Source organism: Rhodoferax sp., assembly GCF_025354435.1.
GTDB lineage: Bacteria > Pseudomonadota > Gammaproteobacteria > Burkholderiales > Burkholderiaceae_C > Rhodoferax_B.
Genome location: NZ_JANXMU010000036.1, coordinates 104717 through 129538, shown reverse-complemented (window position 1 = coordinate 129538; position 24822 = coordinate 104717). Strand labels below are relative to the sequence as shown.

General features: G+C 60.8%; 24 protein-coding genes. 22 read left to right on the top strand and 2 right to left on the bottom strand.

All coding sequences use genetic code 11. From position 1 onward, the window contains the following. A partial coding sequence (locus Q0T48_RS09520; RefSeq protein WP_295955557.1) for a malate dehydrogenase occupies positions 1 to 822 on the bottom strand: 822 nt, incomplete at its 3' end. Positions 823 to 1007: 185 nt separating this feature from the next. On the opposite strand from Q0T48_RS09520, the gene Q0T48_RS09515 reads away from it, so the two are divergent. The 19 genes from Q0T48_RS09515 (at position 1008) to accD (ending at position 20145) form a co-directional block, all read left to right on the top strand. Beyond that, entirely contained in the window at positions 1008 to 1829 is an 822-nt protein-coding gene (locus tag Q0T48_RS09515) for a GntR family transcriptional regulator (RefSeq protein WP_295955554.1), read from the top strand. Positions 1830 to 1945: 116 nt separating this feature from the next. After that, positions 1946 to 2392 (top strand): succinate dehydrogenase, cytochrome b556 subunit, encoded by a 447-nt coding sequence (gene sdhC / locus Q0T48_RS09510; protein ID WP_295955550.1) that lies wholly within the window; start codon positions 1946 to 1948, stop codon positions 2390 to 2392. Between the two features lie 21 nt (positions 2393 to 2413). Beyond that, the gene (sdhD, locus tag Q0T48_RS09505) at positions 2414 to 2782 is read left to right on the top strand and encodes a succinate dehydrogenase, hydrophobic membrane anchor protein (RefSeq protein ID WP_295955547.1); all 369 of its coding nucleotides are present in this window, start codon (positions 2414 to 2416) and stop codon (positions 2780 to 2782) included. Positions 2783 to 2809: 27 nt separating this feature from the next. Next, on the top strand, positions 2810 to 4618 hold the full coding sequence (gene sdhA, locus Q0T48_RS09500) for a succinate dehydrogenase flavoprotein subunit (RefSeq protein WP_295955545.1): 1809 nt from the start codon (positions 2810 to 2812) through the stop codon (positions 4616 to 4618). A gap of 99 nt (positions 4619 to 4717) precedes the next feature. Beyond that, positions 4718 to 5422: a succinate dehydrogenase iron-sulfur subunit gene (locus Q0T48_RS09495; protein WP_295955543.1), complete on the top strand. Its 705-nt coding sequence runs from the start codon at positions 4718 to 4720 to the stop codon at positions 5420 to 5422. A gap of 9 nt (positions 5423 to 5431) precedes the next feature. Continuing rightward, a complete protein-coding gene (locus tag Q0T48_RS09490; RefSeq protein ID WP_295955541.1) occupies positions 5432 to 5755 on the top strand; it encodes a succinate dehydrogenase assembly factor 2 in 324 nt (107 codons plus the stop codon). Positions 5756 to 5767: 12 nt separating this feature from the next. After that, on the top strand, positions 5768 to 7078 hold the full coding sequence (gene gltA / locus Q0T48_RS09485) for a citrate synthase (protein WP_295955538.1): 1311 nt from the start codon (positions 5768 to 5770) through the stop codon (positions 7076 to 7078). A gap of 255 nt (positions 7079 to 7333) precedes the next feature. Further along, entirely contained in the window at positions 7334 to 8251 is a 918-nt protein-coding gene (locus tag Q0T48_RS09480; RefSeq protein WP_295955535.1) for a LysR family transcriptional regulator, read from the top strand. Positions 8252 to 8277: 26 nt separating this feature from the next. Next, positions 8278 to 9699 carry a 3-isopropylmalate dehydratase large subunit gene (gene leuC, locus Q0T48_RS09475; RefSeq protein WP_295955532.1) on the top strand — a complete coding sequence of 474 codons (1422 nt, stop codon included), beginning with the start codon at positions 8278 to 8280 and terminating at the stop codon, positions 9697 to 9699. Positions 9700 to 9718: 19 nt separating this feature from the next. Then, positions 9719 to 9847, top strand: a complete 129-nt coding sequence (locus tag Q0T48_RS09470; RefSeq protein WP_295955531.1) for an entericidin A/B family lipoprotein — start codon at positions 9719 to 9721, stop codon at positions 9845 to 9847. Beyond that, positions 9847 to 10503 carry a 3-isopropylmalate dehydratase small subunit gene (gene leuD, locus Q0T48_RS09465; RefSeq protein ID WP_295955528.1) on the top strand — a complete coding sequence of 219 codons (657 nt, stop codon included), beginning with the start codon at positions 9847 to 9849 and terminating at the stop codon, positions 10501 to 10503. The genes Q0T48_RS09470 and leuD overlap by 1 nt, the downstream gene beginning before the upstream one ends. A 70-nt stretch (positions 10504 to 10573) precedes the next feature. Further along, positions 10574 to 11668, top strand: a complete 1095-nt coding sequence (gene leuB / locus Q0T48_RS09460; RefSeq protein WP_295955525.1) for a 3-isopropylmalate dehydrogenase — start codon at positions 10574 to 10576, stop codon at positions 11666 to 11668. 77 nt (positions 11669 to 11745) lie between these two features. After that, the gene (asd, locus tag Q0T48_RS09455; RefSeq protein WP_295955522.1) at positions 11746 to 12882 is read left to right on the top strand and encodes an aspartate-semialdehyde dehydrogenase; all 1137 of its coding nucleotides are present in this window, start codon (positions 11746 to 11748) and stop codon (positions 12880 to 12882) included. Positions 12883 to 13128: 246 nt separating this feature from the next. Continuing rightward, positions 13129 to 15630: a FimV/HubP family polar landmark protein gene (locus tag Q0T48_RS09450; RefSeq protein WP_366887944.1), complete on the top strand. Its 2502-nt coding sequence runs from the start codon at positions 13129 to 13131 to the stop codon at positions 15628 to 15630. A gap of 25 nt (positions 15631 to 15655) precedes the next feature. Further along, complete coding sequence (gene truA / locus Q0T48_RS09445; RefSeq protein ID WP_295955519.1) at positions 15656 to 16438, top strand: tRNA pseudouridine(38-40) synthase TruA; 783 nt, start codon at positions 15656 to 15658, stop codon at positions 16436 to 16438. Beyond that, positions 16435 to 17151, top strand: coding sequence for a phosphoribosylanthranilate isomerase (locus tag Q0T48_RS09440; protein ID WP_295955516.1), 717 nt, complete (start codon positions 16435 to 16437; stop codon positions 17149 to 17151). The genes truA and Q0T48_RS09440 overlap by 4 nt, the downstream gene beginning before the upstream one ends. Then, positions 17129 to 18412 (top strand): tryptophan synthase subunit beta, encoded by a 1284-nt coding sequence (gene trpB / locus Q0T48_RS09435; protein WP_295955514.1) that lies wholly within the window; start codon positions 17129 to 17131, stop codon positions 18410 to 18412. The genes Q0T48_RS09440 and trpB overlap by 23 nt, the downstream gene beginning before the upstream one ends. Further along, positions 18409 to 19218 carry a tryptophan synthase subunit alpha gene (gene trpA / locus Q0T48_RS09430; RefSeq protein ID WP_295955510.1) on the top strand — a complete coding sequence of 270 codons (810 nt, stop codon included), beginning with the start codon at positions 18409 to 18411 and terminating at the stop codon, positions 19216 to 19218. The genes trpB and trpA overlap by 4 nt, the downstream gene beginning before the upstream one ends. A gap of 54 nt (positions 19219 to 19272) precedes the next feature. Then, positions 19273 to 20145, top strand: a complete 873-nt coding sequence (gene accD / locus Q0T48_RS09425; RefSeq protein WP_295955508.1) for an acetyl-CoA carboxylase, carboxyltransferase subunit beta — start codon at positions 19273 to 19275, stop codon at positions 20143 to 20145. A gap of 103 nt (positions 20146 to 20248) precedes the next feature. Here the strand turns inward: accD and Q0T48_RS09420 are convergent, their stop codons facing one another. After that, positions 20249 to 20803, bottom strand: a complete 555-nt coding sequence (locus tag Q0T48_RS09420; protein WP_295955504.1) for a YggT family protein — start codon at positions 20801 to 20803, stop codon at positions 20249 to 20251. A gap of 60 nt (positions 20804 to 20863) precedes the next feature. Here Q0T48_RS09420 and Q0T48_RS09415 point away from each other — a divergent pair, with 60 nt between their 5' ends. Genes Q0T48_RS09415 through Q0T48_RS09405 form a run of 3 tightly spaced genes read left to right on the top strand, consistent with a single transcriptional unit; the run spans position 20864 to position 24821 of the window. Beyond that, on the top strand, positions 20864 to 21511 hold the full coding sequence (locus Q0T48_RS09415) for an LON peptidase substrate-binding domain-containing protein (RefSeq protein WP_295955502.1): 648 nt from the start codon (positions 20864 to 20866) through the stop codon (positions 21509 to 21511). Then, entirely contained in the window at positions 21511 to 23472 is a 1962-nt protein-coding gene (locus Q0T48_RS09410) for a nucleoside-diphosphate sugar epimerase/dehydratase (RefSeq protein ID WP_295955499.1), read from the top strand. Before Q0T48_RS09415 ends, Q0T48_RS09410 begins: the two co-directional genes overlap by 1 nt. Further along, positions 23469 to 24821 carry an oligosaccharide flippase family protein gene (locus Q0T48_RS09405; protein ID WP_295955496.1) on the top strand — a complete coding sequence of 451 codons (1353 nt, stop codon included), beginning with the start codon at positions 23469 to 23471 and terminating at the stop codon, positions 24819 to 24821. The genes Q0T48_RS09410 and Q0T48_RS09405 overlap by 4 nt, the downstream gene beginning before the upstream one ends. The last annotated feature ends 1 nt before the right edge of the window (position 24822 follow it).

Here is a 24822-nt window from a genome sequence, read left to right as displayed (position 1 = left end):
GTCGCCGTTGGAGGCGACGCCCATCGTCACCCATTTGCCGTTCGAGCCCAGCGCCCAGTCGCGCATGTGGTCGATCGCGGCATTGGCAGCCGATGCCGCGGACGACAGGCCGCGCGCCTCGATGATCGCGGCGCCGCGCTTGCCCACCGTCGGCAGGAAGGTGTCGGCGTTCCAGGCCTGGTCGTTGATCAAGTCCTTGACAGGCTTGCCGTTCACCGTCGCGAAGCGGTAGTCGGCGTACATCGTCGGTGAATGGTTGCCCCACACGGTCAGCTTCTCGATCTCGCCGACCCTGGCGCCGGTCTTGGCCGCGATCTGCGACAGCGCGCGGTTGTGGTCCAGCCGCAGCATGGCGGTGAAATTCTCGCGCGCCAGGCCGGGCGCGCTCTTCATCGCGATGTAGGCATTGGTGTTGGCGGGGTTGCCGACCACCAGTACCTTGACATTGCGGCTGGCCACAGCGTTCAGGGCCTTGCCTTGGGCGGTGAAAATCTCGGCATTCACGGCCAGCAGTTCGGCGCGTTCCATGCCCGGGCCACGGGGGCGCGAACCGATCAGCAGTGCGTAGTCCACATCCTTGAATGCGGTCATCGGGTCGCCGTGGGCTTCCATGCCGACCAGCAGTGGGAAAGCGCAGTCTTGCAACTCCATCATCACGCCCTGCAGGGCTTGCTGGGGCTTTTCCATCGGCACTTCGAGCAATTGCAGAGTCACTGGCTGGTCTTTGCCCAGCATTTCGCCGGAGGCGATACGGAACAGGATGGCGTAACCAATTTGACCAGCGGCACCGGTAACGGCAACGCGAACAGGCTTCTTGCTCATGGGAAAAACTCCAGAAAGTTGTGAAAAAGGAGGTTGACATGTGCCAAGCCTGGGCCTGGGCACTGGAAATCAGCGCAGAGTTTACTCTCGAAAACCCGTATGCGCCAATTTGTCTTATGTCTTATATAAGATATGATTCGGAAGGTTTCAAGATGTAGTTTTTATGCCATTCACCACGCTTGCCCATGGCCCACATTGCCCCTTCCCCTGCTGATTCCCTGCACGCCAGCACCGAGCCCGGTGCAGCCGCTGCATCGACGACTCCGGCCTTCAGCCCGCTGTACCAGCAGATCAAGGGGCTGATCTTGCAGAGCCTGCAAGCGGGCGAATGGAAGCCCAGTGAAGCGATTCCCAGCGAGATGGACTTGGCCGTGCGCTTTCGCGTCAGTCAGGGCACGGTGCGCAAAGCCATTGACGCGCTGGCTGCCGACAACATGCTGGTGCGCCGCCAGGGCAAGGGCACCTTTGTGGCCACCCACGCTGCACAGCACATGCCCTACCGGTTTTTGAAGCTCAAGCCCGATGTGGGCAACGCCACCGATGAAGGCCCGGCCCAGCGCGACATCATCGACTGCAAGCGCCAGCGCGCCAGTGCCGATGTGGCCCGCGCCCTGGCCTTGCGGCCTGGCGATGCCGTTTTGCAGGTGCGCCGCGTGCTGTCGTTCCAGGAGAGCGGACTCAACGGCGTGTATGTTCCGACGATTCTGGAAGACCTGTGGCTGCCCGGCGGCCCCTTCAAGGGCCTGACCGCCGAGCGGCTGGCGGGCTACCAGGGCGCGATGTATGCGCTATTCGAAATCGAATTCAATGTGCATATGGTGCGGGCCGAGGAAAAAATCCGCGCCGTACACCCCGATGCCGAGCAGGCTCGCCTGCTCAAGGTCGCCGCCACCGCCCCATTATTGAGCGTGGAACGCGTGGCCTACACCTACAACGACGTGCCCATGGAGCTGCGCCGAGGGCTGTATACAACCCTTACGCACCACTATCACAACGAACTTAGTTGAACCAGAGCCAGGGCCAATTTTGCTGTGACTTATTTCCTTATGCTGCATTGCAATAGAATTTTGCAGGCAGGATCCTTAAAAATTACAACGCAGTTACCAACCACGAAAGCCTATCCATGACAGAGATTGCCTCTAGCGCCCGCCCCAAACGGCCCGAATTTCGCAACATCCACGCGTTAAAAGACCTGCCCACCTACCGTATGGCCCCGGCGGCCTGGGTGTCCATCCTGCACCGCATCAGTGGCTTCATCATGTTTTTGCTGATGCCTTTCATCATCTGGATGTTTGACACCTCGGTGTCCAGCGAAATCTCGTTTGCCAAGTTCAAAAATGTGTTCAACCATGGTGCAGGTTTTGTCCCCGGCTTTTTCTTCAAGCTGGTCGCATTGGCACTCATTTGGGCTTATTTGCACCACTTTATTGCAGGTCTGCGCCACTTGTGGATGGACACCAGCCACGACGCAGTGACCAAGGAATTCGGCGCATCGTCGGCCAAATTCACCCTGGCACTCAGCATCGGCTTGACCATCGTGCTGGCAGCCAAGCTGTTCGGCCTGTACTAAATTCCCCCGGAGCACATCAACATGTCGGTTAATTACGGATCCAAGCGCGTCGTCGTCGGCGCACATTACGGCTTGCGCGACTGGTTGGCGCAACGCGTCACGGCGGGCATCCTGGCCTTGTTCACGGTGGTGGTGTTGGCGCAGCTGCTGCTGTCCAAAGGCCCCATCGGCTACGACCTGTGGGCAGGTATCTTCGCCGCGCAGTGGATGAAGATCGTCACCTTCGCGGTCATCATCGCCCTGCTCTACCACGTCTGGGTGGGCATGCGCGACATCTGGATGGACTACGTGACCTCGCTGGTCTGGCTGCGTCTGCTGCTCCAAATTTTCACGATGGTTTGGCTGATCGGCTGCGCTGGCTGGGCCATCCAGGTCCTCTGGCGCCTCTAAAGCACACTCGACAAAAGCAACATAAAAATGACCTATACCAAAGCCCACATTTCCAAGCGTAAATTTGATGTCGTGATCGTCGGAGCCGGTGGCTCGGGCATGCGCGCCGCACTCGAACTGTCCAAAGCCGGCCTGAACGTGGCCTCGCTGTCCAAAGTGTTCCCCACCCGCAGCCACACGGTGGCAGCACAGGGCGGTGTGAGCGCTTCGCTGGGCAACATGAGCGAAGACAACTGGCACTTCCACTTCTATGACACCATCAAGGGATCCGACTGGCTCGGCGACCAGGATGCCATTGAGTTTATGTGCCGCGAAGCCCCCAAAGTGGTCTATGAACTAGAACACTTCGGCATGCCGTTTGACCGCAACCCTGACGGCACGATTTACCAGCGTCCGTTCGGTGGCCACACCGCCAACTACGGCGAAAAGCCGGTGCAACGGGCTTGCGCTGCGGCCGACCGCACCGGACACGCCATGCTGCACACGCTGTACCAGCAAAACGTCAAGGCCAAGACCAACTTCTTCGTGGAATGGATGGCGCTGGACCTGATCCGTGACGAAGCGGGCGATGTGGTCGGCGTGACGGCACTGGAGATGGAAACCGGCGATTTGCATATTCTGCAAGCCAAAACCGTGCTGCTGGCCACTGGCGGCGCTGGCCGGATTTTTGATGCCTCCACCAACGCTTACATCAACACCGGCGACGGCCTGGGTATGGCGGCCCGCTCGGGTATCGCGTTGCAAGACATGGAGTTCTGGCAGTTTCACCCAACCGGCGTAGCCGGCGCGGGCGTGCTGCTGACCGAAGGCTGTCGCGGCGAAGGCGCAATTTTGCTCAATAGCAATGGCGAACGCTTCATGGAGCGTTATGCGCCCACCATGAAAGACTTGGCTCCGCGTGACTTTGTCTCCCGCTGCATGGACCAGGAAATCAAGGAAGGCCGTGGTTGCGGACCCAACAAAGACTACATTCTGCTCAAGCTTGACCACCTGGGTGCGGACACCATCCATAAGCGCCTGCCTTCGGTGTACGAGATTGGCGTGAATTTCGCCAACGTGGACATTACCAAAGAGCCGATTCCTGTGGTGCCCACTATCCATTACCAAATGGGCGGTGTTCCCACCAATATCAACGGCCAGGTCGTGGAGCAAAAGGGCGAGCTCAACAGCTCAGTGGTCAACGGGTTGTATGCGGTGGGCGAATGCGCTTGCGTCAGCGTCCACGGTGCCAACCGACTGGGCACCAACTCGCTGCTGGATTTGCTGGTGTTTGGCAAGGCCGCGGGCCGCCACATCGTCGAATTCAACCAGAAAAACAAAGAGCACAAACCGCTGCCCGCCGACGCAGCGGACCGCACTTTGGAGCGTCTGAATCTACTGGAAAACTCTACCGAAGGCAGCTACTGCCAAGACGTTGCAGCCGACATCCGCACCACCATGCAATTGCACGCAGCCGTGTTTCGCACCCAGGCCAGCCTGGACGAAGGGGTAGCAAAGATTGCTGCTCTGCGCAAGCGTGTTGCCGGCATCACATTGAAAGACAAGTCCAAAATCTTCAATACCGCCCGGATTGAAGCACTGGAAGTCGGCAATCTGATCGAAGCTGCCGAGGCCACCATGGTCTCTGCCGCTGCGCGCCATGAGTGCCGTGGTGCCCACACGGTCTACGACTACGAGCACCCAGCCGACCACGACCAGTTTCCGCTGGGCCGTAACGACAAGGAGTGGATGAAGCACACCCTGTGGTACAGCGCCGACAACCGGTTGAGCTACAAGCCCGTCAATCTCAAGCCGTTGACGGTTGAAAGCATTCCACCCAAAGTGCGCACGTTTTAAACAAACCTGGATTTACGCAACTTCTTTTGTGCGCCCAAACGGCGACCCAGCAGAGGCCGTGTAAATCCCCACCACCCGACAGCACGATTAGGAAATTCCATGACCCAACGCACTTTCAAAATCTACCGTTACGACCCAGATACCGATGCCAAGCCGTACATGCAGACCCTGTCGATTGACCTCGACGGCGGCGAGCGCATGCTACTGGACGCGCTGATCAAGCTCAAGCAACAAGACCCCACACTGTCGTTTCGCCGCTCGTGCCGCGAAGGTGTTTGCGGCTCGGACGCCATGAACATCAACGGCAAAAACGGTCTGGCCTGCTTGACCAATATGCTCACGCTCAAGGGCGACATCGTCCTCAAGCCGCTACCTGGCCTGCCGGTGATCCGCGATCTGATCGTGGACATGACCGACTTTTTCAAGCAGTACAACTCGATCAAACCCTACTTGGTGAATGAGAGCCTGCCGCCCGAGCGCGAACGCCTGCAAAGCCCGGAAGAGCGCGACGAGCTAAACGGCCTGTACGAATGCATTCTGTGCGCCAGCTGCTCCACCAGCTGCCCCAGCTTCTGGTGGAACCCGGACAAGTTCGTCGGCCCCGCCGGTCTGCTGCAAGCCTACCGCTTCATCGCCGACAGCCGTGACGACAGCACCGCTGCACGCCTAGACAACCTGGAAGACCCGTACCGCCTGTTCCGCTGCCACACCATCATGAACTGCGTGGACGTGTGCCCCAAGGGCCTGAACCCCACCAAGGCGATTGGCAAGATCAAAGAGCTGATGGTGCGTCGCGCCATATAAGGGCTATTGGTGCAACCACTTTCCCCCTCTACCGAACCGGCCGCTCCTGTCGCTGCTGCCGGTTCGGACTTGCTCGGTGAGCGGGCTCTCAGCAAACTGCGCTGGCGCTGCCGCCGGGGTTTGCTGGAAAACGACTTGTACATCGAACGCTTCTTCCAAAAGTTTGCCGACACGCTGACTGTCAGCCAGGGGCAAGCCATGTTGGATCTAATGGATTTGAGTGATAACGATCTGCTGGACCTGCACTTGGCACGAAAGCCGCTTGCCGATGTCGAACCCGCGCTGGACCGCAGTGACGTGCACGAAGTTTTAAGTATGTTGAGAAACCGCTGAAAGGGCAATGAAATGAAGTTAGCAGATAACAAAGCCACTCTGTCGTTTAGTAACGGCAGCCCGAGTGTGGACCTACCGGTGTACCAGGGCAACGTGGGGCCGGATGTCGTCGACATCCGCAAGCTCTACGCCCAGACCGGCATGTTCACCTACGATCCGGGCTTTTTGTCCACCGCTTCGTGCCAGTCGGCCATCACCTACATCGACGGCGACAAGGGCGAACTGCTCTACCGCGGCTACCCCATCGAGCAACTGGCCACCGGCTGCGACTTCATGGAAACCTGTCACCTGCTGCTGTACGGCGAGCTGCCCAACCCCACGCAGAAAGCCGACTTCACCAAGCTCGTGACCAACCACACCATGGTCAATGAGCAAATGCAGTTCTTCCTGCGCGGTTTCCGCCGGGATGCCCACCCCATGGCCATCATGACCGGGCTGGTCGGTGCGCTGTCGGCCTTCTACCACGACAGCACCGACATCACGAACCCGCAGCACCGCGAAATCGCCGCCATCCGCCTGATCGCCAAGATGCCCACGCTGGTGGCCATGGCTTACAAGTACACCATCGGCCAGCCGTACATGTACCCCAAGAACAACCTGAGCTACGCAGGCAACTTCTTGCACATGATGTTCGCCACGCCGTGCGAGGAATATGTGGTCAGCCCGGTGCTGGAACGCGCCCTGGACCGCATCTTCATTCTGCACGCCGACCACGAGCAAAACGCTTCCACCTCCACCGTGCGCCTGTGCGGCTCGTCGGGCACCAACCCGTTTGCGGCCATCGCTGCCGGTGTGGCCTGCCTGTGGGGTCCTGCCCACGGCGGCGCGAACGAAGCCTGCCTGAACATGCTGACCGACATCCAGAAAATGGGCGGCGTGTCCAAGGTCGGCGAGTTCATGGAAAAGGTCAAGGACAAGAACTCCGGCGTGAAGCTGATGGGTTTTGGCCACCGTGTGTACAAAAACTACGACCCGCGCGCCAAGCTCATGCAAGAGACCTGCAAGGAAGTTCTGGCCGAGCTGGGCTTAGAGAACGACCCGCTGTTCAAGCTGGCCATGGCCCTGGAAAAGATTGCCCTGGAAGACGATTACTTCGTCTCGCGCAAGCTCTACCCCAACGTCGATTTTTACTCCGGCATCGTGCAGCGCGCCATTGGCATCCCCACGCCGCTGTTCACCGCCGTGTTCGCCCTGGCCCGCACCTCCGGCTGGATCGCCCAGCTGAACGAAATGATTGGCGACCCCGAATACAAAATCGGTCGCCCTCGCCAGCTTTTCACCGGCTCGGAAAAGCGTGACGTGCTGCCTATCGCTACGCGTTAAGCCACACGCTGATCTAGTTCGCTAGACCGCCCCCCAAAAACCCGCCGGACAGCCATGTCGGCGGGTTTTTGCATATCTGTGCGCAAATGCTATTAGTTTAATAGCTACTAGTGTAAGTAAAATATGCGCTAGAAGCCTAAAACATATAAATCTACGCGTACACGTGAGCGATGGCAGTCATCGCGAATCAAGACGACACAGACCCTCTAAAGGCGGGAAAATAGTTATCCATCGCACACCGCGATGCCCACCACGATGCAACCCACCGAACGCAACTTCGCCCGCCGCATGGACCTCACTTCGCTCCAGCTCTTCGTAGCCGTGTGCGAGCTGGGCAGCATTGGCCGCGCGGCGGAGCGCGAGTTCATCGCGGCCAGCGCCGTCAGCAAGCGCCTCAGCGACCTGGAAGCCACCCTGGGCACGCCGCTGCTGGTGCGCCACACCCGCGGCGTGGATTTGACCCCGGCGGGCGAAAGCCTGCTACACCACGCGCGCAGCATGCTTTACAGCCTGGAGAAAATGCAGGGCGAGCTCAGCGAATACGCCTTTGGCGTGCGCGGCCATGTGCGCATCCACGCCAGCATTTCCGCCGTGGTACAGTTTTTGCCCGAAGACCTGGGTGCGTTCTGCCGCGAACACCCGCAGATCAAGATCGACCTGGAAGAACACCTCAGCTCCGAAGTCGTCCGCGCGGTGCAAGAAGGCGCGGCCGATCTGGGCATCTGCAACCTCGAAGGCGGCGTGGGCGCACTGCAAACCCGGCCCTACCGGCAAGACAATTTGGTATTGGTTGTGCCATCTACGCACGTCCTTTCTGCACGAGCAGCTATTCTTTTTGAAGAAAGCCTGGATTTCGACCATGTGGGCCTGCAGGCCAACAGCTCGATCTACCGGGCCATGCACCAGGCCGCCGCCGCCCAGGGCCGCAGCATCAAACTGCGCATCCACGTGGCTGGGCTGGACTCCATGTGTCGCATGATTGCCAACGGCCTGGGCATCGGCGTGATGCCACAACGGGCCTTTGAACTGACGCACATTCCCCAGCTCACCGCCGTGCCACTGCAAGACCCCTGGGCCACCCGCCAGTTTGGGCTGGTGGCCCGCGATTTCTCGACCCTGCCCGTCACCGCCCGGCTGCTACTAGACCACCTCAGCGCCCGTCCAGAAGCATAAAATTGAATTCCACGAAAGAAGCAAAAATGGCACGCACCCTGTACGACAAAATCTGGGACGAACACGTCGTCCACTCCGAAGAAGACGGCACTGCCATCCTCTACATCGACCGCCACCTGGTCCACGAGGTCACCAGCCCGCAGGCCTTTGAAGGTCTGCGCCAAGCGGGCCGCAAGGTCTGGCGCATCAGCTCCATCGTCGCCACCGCCGACCACAACACGCCCACCACCGGCTGGGAACTGGGCTACGACGGCATTACCGACCAGGTGAGCAAAGAGCAAATCACGACGCTGGATGCGAACATCAAGGAGTCCGGCGCGGCGGCGTACTTTCCGTTCCTGTCCAAACGCCAAGGTATCGTCCACGTCATCGGCCCGGAAAACGGCGCCACCCTGCCCGGCATGACCGTGGTCTGCGGCGATTCGCACACCTCCACCCACGGCGCATTTGGCGCGCTGGCGCACGGCATCGGCACCAGCGAGGTCGAACACGTCATGGCCACGCAAACCCTGCTGGCCAAAAAGGCCAAGAACATGCTGGTGCGCGTCGAAGGCACGCTGCCCAAAGGCTGCAGCGGCAAGGACATCGTGCTGGCCATCATCGGCAAGATCGGCACCGCGGGCGGCACCGGCTACACCATCGAGTTCGGCGGCTCGGCCATCCGTGCCTTGAGCATGGAAGGCCGCATGACGGTCTGCAACATGGCCATCGAAGCCGGTGCCCGCGCCGGCCTGGTGGCGGTGGACGAAAAAACCGTGCACTACGTCAAAGGCCGTCTGCTGGCACCTAAGGGAGCCGAGTTCGATGCGGCTGCGGCCTACTGGCGCACGCTGCACAGCGACCCCGGCGCGCATTTCGACGCGGTGGTCGATCTCGATGCCAGCCAGATCATTCCGCAAGTCACCTGGGGGACCTCGCCCGAGATGGTGCTGGGCATCGACGGCCGCGTGCCCGATCCCGAGAAAGAAAAAGACAGCAACAAGCGCCTGGCCATCGAGCGCGCGCTGACCTACATGAACTTAGCACCCGGCAAGGCGCTGAACGATATCTTCGTAGACAAAGTGTTCATCGGCTCCTGCACCAACAGCCGCATCGAAGACATGCGTGAAGCCGCCGCCGTGGTCAAAAACCTGGGCCAAAAAATCGCCAAGAACATCAAGCTGGCGTTGGTGGTGCCCGGCTCCGGTCTGGTCAAGGAACAGGCCGAGCGCGAAGGCCTGGACAAGATCTTCATCGCCGCCGGTTTTGAGTGGCGCGAACCCGGCTGCTCGATGTGCCTGGCCATGAATTCCGACAAGCTGGAGCCCGGCGAACGCTGCGCCTCCACCAGCAACCGCAACTTTGAAGGCCGCCAGGGCGCGGGTGGCCGCACCCACCTGGTCAGTCCCGCCATGGCCGCCGCCGCCGCCGTGCACGGCCATTTCGTCGATATCCGCCAATTTTCTTAACCCCTGCAGGAAGACTCCCATGAAAAAAATCACCACCCTGATCGCCATCGCATTTGCCCTGACCCTGGCCGGTTGCAACACCATGCGTGGCATGGGCCAGGACGTGCAGAAGGCAGGCGAGAAAATCGAAGGCGCGGCGAACAAATAATGCAAAAATTTACCGTTGTGCAGGGCCTGGTGGCCCCGATGGACCGTGAAAACGTGGACACCGACGCCATCATCCCCAAGCAGTTTCTGAAGTCGATCCGCAAGACCGGCTTTGGCCCGAATCTGTTCGACGAATGGCGCTACCTGGACGCGGGCTTCCCCGGCCAGGACCCGGCCACGCGCAAACCCAACCCCGACTTCGTGCTGAACCAGCCGCGCTACAAGGGCGCTTCGGTGCTGCTGGCGCGCAAGAACTTCGGCTGCGGCTCGTCGCGCGAGCACGCGCCTTGGGCGCTCGACCAGTACGGCTTTCGTGCCATCATCGCGCCCAGCTACGCCGACATCTTCTTCAACAACAGCTTCAAGAATGGCTTGCTGCCGATCGTGCTGCCGGAGGCGCAAGTCTCCGCGCTGTTCGATGCCTGCCTGGCCTTCCCCGGCTATACGCTGACCATCGACCTGGAACGCCAGGTGGTCGTGATGCCACAGGGCGAAGAGCTGCCGTTCGAGGTGCAGGCTTTCCGCAAATACTGCCTGCTCAACGGTTTTGACGACATCGGCCTGACGCTGCTGCAGTCCGACAAGATCAAGGCCTTTGAAGCCGAGCGTCTGGCCACCAAGCCCTGGTTGGCGCACACCATGGTCGCTGGCGTTTAACTATACTTTTCATAACTACTAGCGTATATAGAACCTACGCTACAGGCTTATTTCTTATAAATTTTTGAACATGACTTCTCTCAAAATTGCCGTCTTGCCCGGCGACGGTATCGGCCCGGAAATCATGGCCGAGGCCATCAAGGTGCTGAACGTACTGGACCTGCCGTTCGAGATGGAATCCGCTTTGGTCGGCGGTGCCGCGTACGACGCGTTCGGCCACCCGCTGCCCGATGCCACGTTAAAGCTGGCCAAAGAATCCGATGCCGTGCTGTTCGGTGCCGTGGGCGACTGGAAGTACGACACCCTGGACCGCCCGCTGCGCCCCGAGCAAGCCATTCTGGGCCTGCGCAAGAACCTGGGCCTGTTCGCCAACTTCCGCCCCGCCATCTGCTACGAGCAGCTGGTGGATGCGTCCAGCCTGAAGCCCGAGTTGGTGGCCGGTCTGGACATCCTGATCATCCGCGAGCTCACCGGCGACATCTACTTCGGCCAGCCACGCGGCCGTCGCACTGCGGTGGACGGTCACTTTCCTGGTTCCGAAGAAGCCTTCGACACCATGCGCTACAGCCGCCCGGAGATCGAGCGCATCGCCCACGTCGCCTTCCAGGCCGCCCGCAAACGTGACAAACGCGTCACCAGCGTGGACAAAGCCAATGTGCTGGAAACCTTCCAGTTCTGGAAAGACGTGGTCACCGAGGTGGGTAAGGAATACCCCGACGTGGCGCTGGATCACATGTACGTGGACAACGCGGCCATGCAATTGGTCAAAGCCCCAAAGAAGTTCGACGTGATCGTCACCGGCAACATGTTTGGCGACATCCTCAGCGACGCGGCGGCCATGCTCACCGGCTCCATCGGCATGCTGCCCTCGGCCAGCCTGAATGCGCAGAATCAGGGCCTGTACGAGCCCAGCCACGGTAGCGCGCCGGACATCGCGGGCAAGGGCATCGCCAATCCATTGGCTACAATATTGTCTGCTGCCATGATGTTACGTTTCTCACTCCAACAAGCCGACGCTGCCGACCGTATCGAGTCTGCGGTGCAATCCGTGCTTGCCCAGGGTTTGCGCACCGTGGACATCTATTCCGCAGGCACAACCAAGGTGGGTACGCGGGAAATGGGCGACGCTGTCGTTGCCGCAATTACCAAGACAACCAAAGGCTGATCCAGCCCGGTTCGTCACGCCCTCCCCCGGCTCGACGAGCCGGGGCTAAAAAACTCATTTTTTAAAAGGGCGATGGTATGAAAGTAGGTAACTTAGTAGGTTTGGTGGGCTGGCGCGGCATGGTCGGCTCGGTGTTGATGGACCGCATGCAGGCCGAGGGCGACTTTGCGCTGATCGAGCCGATGTTCTTCTCCACCTCCAACGCCGGTGGCCCGGCCCCGGCACAGGCCAAGAACGAAACCAAGCTGCAAGACGCGTACAACATCGACGCGCTCAAGCGCTGCGACATCATCCTGACCGCCCAGGGCGGCGACTACACCAGCGAAGTCTTCCCCAAGTTGCGCGCTGCCGGCTGGAACGGCCACTGGATCGACGCTGCCAGCACCCTGCGCATGGAAGACAACGCCGTCATCGTGCTCGATCCGGTCAATCTGCCGGTGATCAAGAACGCCCTCACCCAAGGCGGCAAGAACTGGATCGGCGGCAATTGCACCGTCAGCTGCATGCTGATGGGCGTGGGCGCGCTGTACAAGGCCGGCCTGGTCGAATGGATGACCAGCATGACCTACCAGGCTGCATCCGGCGGCGGTGCCCAGCACATGCGCGAACTGTTGACGCAGTTCGGCACGCTGAACGCTGAAGTCCGCACCCTGCTGGACGACCCCAAATCCGCCATCCTGGAAATCGACCGCAAGGTGCTGGCCAAACAGCAAAACCTGAGCGCGGCAGAAATCGCCAACTTTGGCGCCCCCTTGGGTGGCTCGCTGATCCCCTGGATCGACAAAGACCTGGGCGACGGCTCCAGCAAGGAAGAATGGAAAGCCGGTGCCGAAACCAACAAGATCCTCGGCCAAGGCCCCAGCTTTGGCACGGCCATCACCCCGGTGGACGGCTTCTGCGTGCGCGTGGGTGCCATGCGCTGCCACAGCCAGGCGCTGACCTTCAAGCTGAAAAAGAACGTGCCTGTGGCCGACATCGAAGCCCTGATCGCCCAGGACAACGACTGGGTCCGCGTGGTGCCCAACACCCGCGAGGCCACGGTCAAAGACCTGACCCCCGTGACGGTGACCGGCACCATGGGCATCCCGGTGGGCCGCATCCGCAAGCTGGCCATGGGGCCCGAGTACCTGGGTGCGTTCACCATTGGCGACCAGTTGCTGTGGGGCGCGGCCGAACCTTTGCGCCGCATGCTACGGATCTTGCTTGGTGCATAACACAGCTACCGACTGTTAACTGACATTTGGTAGTATGTAACCTAATGCAACACTGGTGAAAACCAGTGTTGCGCCGCCAGCGCCTTACATCACCTTGTCAGCCTAAGACATTGATGTTATGGTGATTTTCCCTATTTCAGTGTCGTAGTGCATGCCCGAATGATGAACAAAAATTGCCCGGTTGATAGCGCCAGAAGCCCTGTTTCTGCACCCCGCTGGAAGACATCGGCTGTCACAGCGGCCGTTGTGGCGACGCTGATAGGGCTGGCCAGTGGCAATGCCATGGCGCTGTCATTGGGCCGCATGACGGTGTTGTCCGGTCTGGGTGAGCCTCTACGCGCTGACATCGAGCTCCCCGATATCACCACCGACGAAGCCAGCAGCCTCAAACCCGAGGTAGCTCCGGCCGAAGCTTTTCGCGCGGCCGGGCTGGAATACAACTCGGCACTGGCCGACCTGCGCATCGTGCTGCAGCGCCGGGCCGATGGCAAATCCTTTTTGCACCTGAGCAGCAGCCGCACAGTCACCGACCCGTTTATCGACCTGATTCTGCAGGTCAATTGGGCCTCGGGCCGGATCGTCCGCGACTACACCATCCTGCTAGACCCGCCCTCAACGCGCCAGGCCCCGACAGCCACGGCCACCGCACCGCAAATTACCGCCCCCGCCGCCGTAGCACCGGCCCCAGCCGTGGTACCGGCCACTACCCCAGCTGCAGCCGCCCCGGCGCGCATCGTGCCCCCTAAACCCAGCGCCCCCAGCGTAGCCGCCAAACCTGCCGCCAGCGATGCCAAACAGGTCACGGTGAAAGCCGGCGACACGGCCAGCAAGATTGCCAGTGCCAGCAAGCCCACCAGCGTGTCGCTGGACCAAATGCTGGTGGCCATGCTGCGCGCCAACCCAAATGCCTTCATCAACGGCAACGTGAACCGGGTCAAGGCCGGTTCCGTGCTGAACCTGCCCGATGCCAGCCAGGCCAGCAGCACCGCACCGGTGGAAGCCACCCAAATCATCACCGCGCAAAGCCGCGACTTCAACGCCTTCCGCAGCAAACTGGCCGGTGGTGCACCCGCAGTACAGGTGGCTGAGGCCGACCGCAAAGCCAGCGGCAAAGTGCAAGCCCAGGTCGATGAGAAAAAGCCATCCACCGCTGCACCCGACAAGCTGACTCTGTCCAAAGGCGCGCTCAAGAGCAAAACCGACGAAGACAAAATTGCCCGCGACAAAGCCGACAAAGAGGCTACGGCCCGTGTCGCCGAACTCGCCAAGAACATCACCGAGTTGAACAAGCTGGGGGCGTCCACCGTAGTGCCACCCGCGCCGGTCGCCAGTGTGGCCAAAGCACCAGCAGTGGAGCTGCCCGCGATTCCCGTGGCCGTACCCGTACCTGCGCCCCTTGTGGCATCGGCAGCCACAGAACCTGCAGCCCCCGTATCCGCGCCCGTGGCTGCGGCCTCGGCGGCATCCACGCCTGCCTCTGAACCCGCTGCACCGGTTGCCGCGCCAGCCTCTGCTCCGGCATCCGCCGCCAGTGCGCCCGCGCCCGCACCTGCCGTTGAAGAGTCCGGCAGCTGGATCGACACGCTGCGCGACAATCCCCTGGCGTTGGCTGGTGCCGGTTTGATTGCCTTGCTGGGCGGCTACGGCGTGTACAGCGCCCGGCGGCGCAAGCAGTTGGCCAGCGCCGACAGCTCGTTCCTGGAAAGCCGCCTGCAGGCCGACTCTTTCTTTGGTGCCAGCGGCGGTCAGCGCGTGGACACCCATGCAGAAGATGCGCCCGCGTCCAGCATGTCGTATTCGCCCAGCCAACTCGATGCCGCCAGCGATGTCGATCCAGTGGCCGAAGCCGATGTCTACCTAGCCTATGGCCGGGACCTGCAGGCCGAAGAAATACTCAAGGAAGCGTTGCGTGCCACGCCCGAGCGCATCGCCATCCACAGCAAGCTGCTGGAGATTTACGCCAAGCGCCGCGATGCCGCCAACTTTGCAGGCCTGGCCGCGGTAGCCCATGCACTCACCAGCGGACAAGGCCCCGAATGGGAGCGCATTGCCGCCATGGGCCACGGCCTGGAGCCCGCCAACAGCCTGTACCAGTCGGCCGAGCACACCGGCGTGGCCACCGCCACCGATAGCCCCGACTGGATGAACAGCCTGCGCGTCGAGCCCCCGGCCGAAGCGCCCATGTCCGGCTTTACGCCCCAGCCCGCAATGGATCCACCCGCCGGACTCGAAGGCCTGGACCTCGATCTGGACCTGGACTTTCTGGACAGCGATCTGCACGCCACCACCGAGGCCCCCGTTGCACCGCGCGTGTCGGACCCCTTGGCCTCGTCGCTCACCGTACCGGCCGCACTGGACTTGCCCAACGCGCCCGAAGATGCACCGTTTGACGGCCTGGACTTTGACCTGGACCTGAGCACGGCATCCAGCCCCCTCTCGGTAGCTGCTGCGGATGCGGCCCAGCCACCATTGGCAAACGATGCGCCTGGGGCCATTGCATTCGACCTGAGCTCCTTATCGCTCGACCTGGAAGACCCGCTGCCCGCCGCTGCCGCTGAACTGGCGCCCGAAGTAGGCGAAGCAGATATCGACGAAAACGACCCCTTGGCTACCAAGCTGTCGCTGGCCGAAGAATTCAGCTCCATCGGCGACGAAGACGGTGCCCGTGCCTTGGCCGAAGAAGTGCTGGAAGAAGCCACCGGCGCGCTGCGCGCCAAGGCACAGAAGTTCCTGGACAGCCTGTCCTGATGCCTCTGCACCGGGGAAATGCGCTGTGCGGATAGCCCTGGGCGTTAGCTACAACGGCCAGGGCTACGAGGGATGGCAGAGCCAGCTGTCTGGCAACACCGTGCAAGACAAGCTGGAGGCCGCGCTGGCCGCGTTCAGCCAGCGCAAGGTGTCCACCCTGTGCGCAGGCCGCACCGATGCCGGTGTGCACGGCCTGATGCAGGTGGTGCACTTCGACACGCCCCTGCAGCGCCCCACCGCCTCGTGGGTGCGCGGCGTGAATGCCTTTTTACCCCGCGATATCGCCGTGCAGTGGGCCCAGGAAATGCCCAACAGCTTCCACTGCCGCGCCAGCGCCGTGGCCCGCCGCTATGTGTACGCGCTGCTGGAGTCGCCGGTGCGCCCCAGCGTGGAAGGCGGGCGCGTGGGCTGGGTCTACCGTCCGCTGGACCAGGCCGCCATGCAACAGGCAGCCGCCCATTTGCTGGGCGAGCATGACTTTTCATCGTTCAGGGCGGCGCGCTGCCAGGCCTTGTCGCCAATCAAAACCCTGAGCCGCATCGATATCTCCCAACGCGGCGTGTACTGGCGCTTTGAGTTTGAAGCCAATGCCTTTTTGCACCACATGATCCGCAACCTGATGGGCTGCCTGGTGGTGATAGGCCAGGGCTTCCAGCCGCCAGAGTGGATTTTGGACGTACTGGCCGCGCGTGACCGCAAAGCCGCCGCCCCCACCTTCTCTCCCGACGGTTTGTACTTCATGGGGCCGGTGTATCCAGAACACTGGGGCTTGCCCGACCGCACGCCAGCCTATGATTGGTTGCCATGACACCCAAAATTTTTCACCAGCGCACCCGCATCAAAATTTGCGGCTTGACCCGCGAGCAAGACGTGGACGCAGCCGTCGCCGCCGGGGCCGATGCCGTCGGCTTTGTGCTGTACCCGCCCAGCCCGCGCTACGTGACGCCCCAGCGCGCGGCCGAGCTGGCCAAGCGCTTGCCGCCCTTCGTTACACCAGTTTTATTGTTCGTCAACGAGTTCGCTATCAATGTAATAGCTGCATGTGCATATATACCAAGCGCTACAGTGCAATTTCATGGTGAAGAGTCGCCTGCGGAGTGCTGGGCGGCCAGTGCCAACGGCACGCGGCCCTTTTTACGGGCAGCCCGAATTCCCCTGGATGACAGTCAGCCGTTCGACTTGCTAAAATTTGCTTCCGATTACGCAACAGCCCAAGCCATCCTGCTCGACGCACACGTCGAAGGTTTTGGTGGCGGCGGAAAAACATTCAATTGGTCACGTCTTCCTCCAAGCGTCAGCTCTCACCTCGTCTTAAGTGGTGGACTCACGCCTGCAAACGTGACCGATGGCATTTTGCAGGTTCGGCCACGCGCTTTGTCGCTGTCCGTTGATGTGAGCTCCGGTGTCGAAATCTCCAAGGGGATTAAAGACGCCGCAAAAATCCACCAGTTTGTCGCCGCTGTGCGCGCGGCAGACGACCAACTTGCAAAGTTAAACCATGACAACCTACCAACAGCCTGATGTCTCAGGCCACTTCGGCATTTATGGCGGCAGTTTCGTTTCCGAGACGCTGACCCACGCCATTGAAGAGCTGAAAGACGCTTACGCCCAGTACCAGCATGACCCGGCCTTTCTGGCCGAGTTTGAATCGGAACTGGCCCACTTTGTCGGCCGCCCATCGCCGGTCTACCACGCGGCCCGCACCAGCCGTGAAATGGGCGGCGCGCAGATCTTCCTCAAGCGCGAAGACCTGAACCACACCGGCGCGCACAAGATCAACAACACCATCGGCCAGGCCATGCTGGCCAAGCGCATGGGCAAGCCGCGCATCATTGCCGAGACGGGCGCGGGCCAGCACGGCGTAGCCACGGCCACCATCTGCGCCCGCTACGGCCTGGAGTGCGTGGTCTACATGGGCAGCGAAGACGTGAAGCGCCAAAGCCCCAACGTCTACCGCATGAAGCTGCTGGGTGCCACCGTGGTGCCGGTGGAGTCGGGCAGTAAAACCCTGAAAGACGCGCTGAACGAGGCCATGCGCGACTGGGTGGCCAATGTGGACAACACTTTCTACATCATCGGCACGGTGGCGGGCCCGCACCCCTACCCGATGATGGTGCGCGACTTCCAGAGCGTGATCGGCAACGAATGCCTGGTGCAAATGCCCGAAATGCTGGCGGCTGCGGGCTGTACCAGTCCCCAACCCGATGCCGTGGTGGCCTGCGTGGGCGGTGGCAGCAATGCCATGGGCATTTTCTACCCCTACATCGATGTGGCGGCCACCCGGCTGATTGGCGTGGAAGCGGCGGGCGAAGGCCTGGAATCGGGCAAACACTCGGCATCGCTGCAAAAGGGTAGCCCGGGCGTGCTCCACGGCAACCGCACCTATTTGCTGCAAGACGCGAACGGCCAGGTCACCGAAACCCACAGCATCAGCGCCGGGCTGGACTACCCCGGCGTCGGCCCCGAGCATGCGTTCCTGAAGGACATTGGCCGCGCCGAGTACGTGGGGATTACCGACGCGGAAGCTTTGACCGCCTTCCATTACCTGTGCCGCACCGAGGGCATCATCCCTGCGCTGGAATCCAGCCACGCCTTTGCTTACGCCATGAAGCTGGCTAAAATCATGCGGCCCGACCAGTCGATTCTGGTGAACCTGTCGGGCCGGGGCGACAAGGACATTGGCACGGTGGCCGATTTGTCGGGCAGCGATTTCTATGACCGCCCTTCCATGCGCGGCCTGACCGTCAAAGGTGCAGGCAACACCCTCAAGGAGGCTGTATGAGCCGCATCACGACCACCTTCGCCCAGCTCCAGAAAGCAGGCCGTAAGGCCTTGATTCCGTATGTCACCGCTGGCTACCCCTTCGCCGACATCACGCCCGCGCTGATGCACGGCATGGTGGCCGCCGGGGCCGACGTGATCGAGCTGGGCATACCGTTCAGCGACCCCATGGCCGACGGCCCGGTGATCCAGAAGTCGGGCGACAAGGCCCTGGCTTTTGGCATCGGCATGGCCGACGTGCTGGAGATGGTGCGCCAGTTCCGCCTGCAAGACGCGCATACGCCCGTGGTGCTGATGGGCTACGCCAACCCGGTGGAGCGCTACGACCAGACGCATGGTGCCGATGCCTTCATCCAGAACGCCTCGAAAGCCGGTGTGGACGGCGTGCTGGTGGTGGACTACCCGCCCGAAGAATGCGTGGACTTTGCCGCCAAGCTCAAGGCCCACAACATGGACCTGATCTTTCTGCTGGCCCCCACCTCCACCGAAAAACGCATGCAACAGGTGGCCAAAGTGGCCAGCGGCTACGTGTACTACGTGTCGCTCAAGGGCGTGACGGGTGCGGGCACGCTGGACACCGGCGCGGTCGGGGCCATGCTGCCACGCATCCGCCAGCACGTGCACATCCCCGTGGGCGTGGGTTTTGGCATCCGCGATGCCGAAACCGCCCGCGCCATCGGCCAGGTGGCTGACGCGGTGGTGATCGGCAGCAAGATCATCCAGCTGATCGAAAACCAGCCGCACGACCAGGTAGTGGCCACCGCCGCCGACTTCTTGCGCGGCATCCGCACAGCGCTAGACGCATAATCCCCGGCGCGCCCCTGGATGGCCAGGGCGCGCCCACAGTACAGAGGAACCCACATGTCTTGGCTTGAAAAACTGCTCCCCACCAAAATCCAGCGCTCCGACCCGGCCGACCGGCGCAGCGTGCCCGAGGGGCTGTGGATCAAATGCCCAAGCTGCGAAACCGTGCTGTACAAGACCGACCTGGAGCAGAACCAGAACGTCTGCCCCACCTGCGGCCACCACCACCGCATCAGCGCCCGCGCGCGGCTGAATGTATTTCTGGATGCCGAAGGCCGCTACGAACTGGGCCAGGAGGTGGTGCCGGTCGATCCGCTGAAGTTCAAGGACAGCCGCAAGTACCCCGAGCGCATCAAAGAGGCTATGGAAAACACCGGTGAAACCGATGCACTGGTGGTGATGGGCGGCTCGGTCCACGGTATCAACGTGGTGGTGGCCTGCTTTGAATTTGAATTCATGGGCGGCAGCATGGGCAGCGTGGTGGGCGAGCGCTTTGTGCGCGCCGTGCACGCCGCCATTGAGCAAAAAGTGCCCTTCATTTGCTTTACCGCCACCGGCGGCGCGCGCATGCAAGAAGGCTTACTGAGCCTGATGCAAATGGCCAAAACCAATGCGTCTTTAACCCGCCTGGCCAAAAAAGGCCTGCCTTACATCAGCGTGCTGACCGACCCGACCATGGGCGGCGTGAGCGCAGGTTTTGCGTTTGTGGGCGACGTGGTGATTGCCGAGCCCAAGGCGTTGATCGGCTTTGCCGGCCCCCGCGTGATCGAATCCACCGTGCGCGTGACCTTGCCCGAAGGCTTCCAGCGGGCCGAGTTCCTGCAGCAAAAGGGTGCCATCGACCTGATCTGCAACCGCAAAGAGTTGCGCAAAACCATCGCCCACACGCTAGCTATGCTGCTCAAGCAGCCAGTCGATGCGGTTGTTTAGGTTTTTAGGCCCTTTTTAGTAAGTAAAAATGGCAGATAGCGTAGGTTCCACCTGCACTATCTGCTACTAAAAATATATTTAAAATAGATAGCAGCGTGCGGGTTTATAGCATCACCAACACCGCTGGCAGTGCGTAGTTCATCACGATGGATGCAACCTGCAACAGCACCAACAGCACCAGCGCCGATAGATCAAAGCCACCCACCGGCGGCACGATACGCCGAACGGGTTGCAGCAAAGGGGCACATAGGCGCTCCAGCACATCGGACAGCGGTGAGCGGGCCTGCATCCACGACAGCACGCTGTAGATAAGCAGCATGCCGATCAGGCCGGTAATGACCATCGACACCACGCCAAACACCGCCAGCACCGGCACCGCCTGCACACCCGCCACGCCGCCCGCCCACAACCACAGCAAGAAGAACTGCAGCAGCTTCAGCAAAAACGGGGCGATCACACTGGCCAGATCCCAGCGACCCACCGCAGGCACCAGCCGCCGCAGTGGCAGCACCAGCCAGTCGCTGAGCGCAAACACCAGGTTCCCGACAGGATTACGAAATGAAATGCGCTGGTACTGCATATACAGGCGCAACAGGCAAGCACTGCCGACCAGACCGGTGGCGACTTCCAACAAAAACGAGATGATTTGGTACAACATGCAAACGCCTATTCGGGTCGTGGGATGATAGCGCCTGTAACCGTTTGCCCAGAGCCCCCTTTGTCCACACCCCGCGCCCACGCCAACCTGCCCTTGTTCCCCCTGGAGACCGTGCTGTTCCCCGGTGGTCTGCTGCCCTTGCGTATTTTTGAAGTGCGCTACCTCCACATGGTGGAGCAATGCCGCAAGGATGGAACCCCCTTCGGTATCGTCTCGCTGATGCAGGGCTCCGAAGTACGCCGCCCTGGAGCCCAGAGTGGGCTGTTCCATCCGGTGGGTACGCTGGCCCGTATCACCCATTTCGAGGCACCCCAACCCGGTTTGATGGAGATTGACTGCCTGGGCACCGAGCGCTTTCGGATCAACTCGAGTCGCCAGCTGGCCCACGGCCAATGGGTGGCAGATGTGGAGCTGCTGAACGACGATGTCGCCACTCCTATTCCCAGCGACCTGGCCCACGCATCCCATATCCTGGGGCAACTGGTCCAGACGCTGCGTGAACAGCATGTGGCAGAAAACCGCTTCCCCATCCTGCTACCCATGCAGCTGGACGATTGCGGCTGGGTGGCCAACCGCTGGTGTGAAATGCTGCCGCTGTCGGTGCAGCTCAAACACAATCTACTGGCCCTGGACAGCCCGCTGGTACGGTTGGAACTGGTGTCGGACGTGCTGGCCAAGGCACACCCGTCCCCACAGCGTCCCGAATGATGCGGGCATTTCTTTCCAACCAGCACGCCATTCTGCAATGGTCCCGCTCCACCAAGCGGCTGGTGGTGGTGACGCTGGATGTGATCCTGGGGCTGTTTGCCATGTGGCTGGCGTTCACCCTGCGGCTGGACCGGCCGCATTGGCCAACCGGTGCGCAATGGGCGGTGTATGCACTTGGGCCGGTGCTGTCGGTACCCATTTTTGTGCGCTTTGGCCTGTACCGGGCGATTTTTCGCTACACCGGCATGGCGGCTCTTACTGCCACCGCCCAGGCCGTAGGGATATACACCCTCTGGCTAATTGTCTTACTACAGTGGTTGCAATGGATGCAGTGGGAAGTGATCCCACGCAGCATTGGTATTCTGCAGCCACTCATTTTCTTGCTGCTGGTGGGTGCCAGCCGGTCAGTAGCCCGTTACTGGCTGGCCGGTCTGGATGGCGGGGCCCGTCGCACCGACGCGCGCTTGCTGATTTATGGCGCGGGCAATGCAGGCGTACAAACGGCCGCTGCCCTGGGCAGCACGCGCACCTACACCCTCCTGGGCTTTGTGGACGACGATGCAGCCAAGACAGGCCGCAGCATCAACGGCGTGCCGGTGTACGGGCCGCAGGATATCCCCGGTATTGTCCATCGGGAGAATGTCACCGACATCTTGCTGGCCATCCCCAGCGTCAGCCGGGAGCGCCGCAACGAAATTCTGCAAACCCTGCAAACCCTGCCGGTGCACGTGCGTACCCTGCCCGGCCTGTCAGATCTGGCCAGCGGCCGCGTCACGGTGCAAGACATCCGCGAACTCGACATCGAAGACCTGCTGGGCCGCGAACCCATTCCGCCCCACCCCGAGCTGCTGGCCCGCAACCTCACCGACAAAACCGTGCTGGTGACCGGTGCCGGGGGCAGTATCGGTGGCGAGCTGTGCCGACAGATCGTGGCAGAGCGCCCCCTGCGGCTGGTGCTGGTAGACCACAACGAGTTCGGGCTTTACACCATCCATGCGGAGCTCCAAACCCTGTGCAGCCAATGCAGTCTGGACGTGGAACTGGTGCCGCTGCTGGGCAGTGTGGGCCACTACGCGCGCATGCTGGCCATCTGTACCCAGTACCGGCCCGCAACCGTCTACCACGCCGCTGCCTACAAGCATGTGCCGCTGGTCGAAAGCAATCCGGCCGAAGGCATCTTGAACAACGTGTTTGGCACGCTGAACATGGCGCGCGCCGCCGTCACCACCTCGGTGGCGCATTTCGTGCTGGTGTCTACCGACAAAGCCGTGCGGCCCACTAATGTGATGGGGGCCACCAAACGGATTGCCGAGCTGATATTGCAAGCCCTGGCCGCCAGCCCGGTGGTGCAGTGGAATGAGGACACCAGCAGCCCCAACACCACCGCCAACAATACCCTTTTTGCCATGGTGCGGTTTGGCAACGTCCTGGGCTCCAGCGGCAGTGTCGTGCCCTTGTTCCGCAAGCAATTGGTGCACGGCGGGCCACTGACCGTGACCCACCCCGAGGTGACCCGCTACTTCATGACCATCCCCGAGGCCGCACAGTTGGTGTTACAAGCCGGTGCCATGGCGTATGGCGGGGATGTGTTTGTGCTGGATATGGGCGAGCCGATCAAAATTATCGATTTGGCCCTCCGAATGGTCGCACTCTCCGGCCTCACAGTTCGTAACGCAACCCATCCCGACGGCGATATCGAAATTGCCATTACCGGGTTACGTCCTGGTGAAAAACTCTACGAGGAGCTCTTGACCGGTGACAATCCCCAGACTACTGCACACCCGCGCATCATGCAGGCCCGCGAAAAATTTATCCAATGGGATGGTCTTACTTTGGCCTTGGCAGACCTCAAGACTGTACTTTTATCAAACGACGTTCCGCAGATTCTGAGGCTGTTGGGCCAACTCGTTCCAGATGCCAGCTTACGCCTATCACAGACACAAACTGCCGCGACGATATGACCGCTGCTCGGCTTCGTTTTCACGCGCTGCAGTCGTCAGCATTCTGGGCATTGATGGGGGATGTACTACCCATGTTTGCCGCCATGGTGGTGGCCCCTGCGCTACTCAGAACACTGGGTGCTGAGCGCATGGGAGTGTTGTCGCTCATTTGGGTGTTTGTTGGTTACCTCAGTTTTTTGGATCTTGGACTAGGGCGCGCCGTGACAGTTGCGGTTGCAGCAGTTCCATCAGGACTATCACCGGAGCGGGCCGAACTCAAAGTCACCGGATCGGCTCTCTTCGCGCTACTTTTTCTGGGTAGCATTAGCGCCTTGGTGCTGGCTGGCGTACTGCATGTTTTTACTATCCCGTTTCACTTGTCCTCACCCGCTTTAGAAGAAGAGGTACGGACCGCCACTAACTGGATCCTACCCAGCCTGCCACTGTTGTTAGTGACATCGGCTCTGCGTGGTCATTTTGAAGGCAAGGGTGCATTTCGAAATCTAAACATGGTCCGCATTCCCGCTGGTGTGATGTTGATTGTTGGTCCGTTTCTCACCGCGCAATGGACTCCGGATCTATCTTGGGCCGCGATCAGCATACTACTGGTGCGTTTGTTCCAAATGCTTGCGTTGCTGAAATTACTAGCACACCAACAGAGACTTTCCGTCAGTGAGTCACTGAAGAAAATGTACTTTCTGAGCGGATGGCAGCAACTTAAAACACTACTGTCGTTTGGTGGATGGATGACGCTCAGTAGCGTTCTCGGTCCGGTGATCTTGTATGCAGACCGGTTTGTTATTGGCTTAATGGTTGGTGCCAGCATAGTCAGTCTGTACACCATTCCATTCGATGTCGTTTCACGTTTTCCAGTTTTAATTGCCTCTGCCTGCAGCGTGTTGTTGCCCGAGCTGGTTCGGGCCTCCCACTTCTCAAAAAACGAACAGGATCACGGCAGCGAATGGCGAGACATCTTGAATCATGCGCACTGGCTTGCAGGTGGACTTGTGTCGACGTGTGCTGTAACCGGTTGGTTCGTACTTCCAGACTTCATCGCGTGGTGGATGGGAGCAGCCTTCGCCGCCGATGCTGCACGTCTAGCGCAAGTACTACTCATCGCTTTTGCCATTAACGCTTTGACCCAGATTCCGTACCTCGCATTGCTAGCAAATCGACAAACCAGAATCATTGCTACGATCCATTTACTTGAGATCGTGCCGTATCTGGTCTGCTTGTGGTGGGCCGTATCCACATTGGGCCTTTGGGGTGCTGCATTGGCATCTGTTGGACGAGGACTCGTAGATTTCGTACTCATGACGCTGGCATGCCGATACGGAGTGCAGAGTCCAAAAACCAAAGAAACCATGTAAA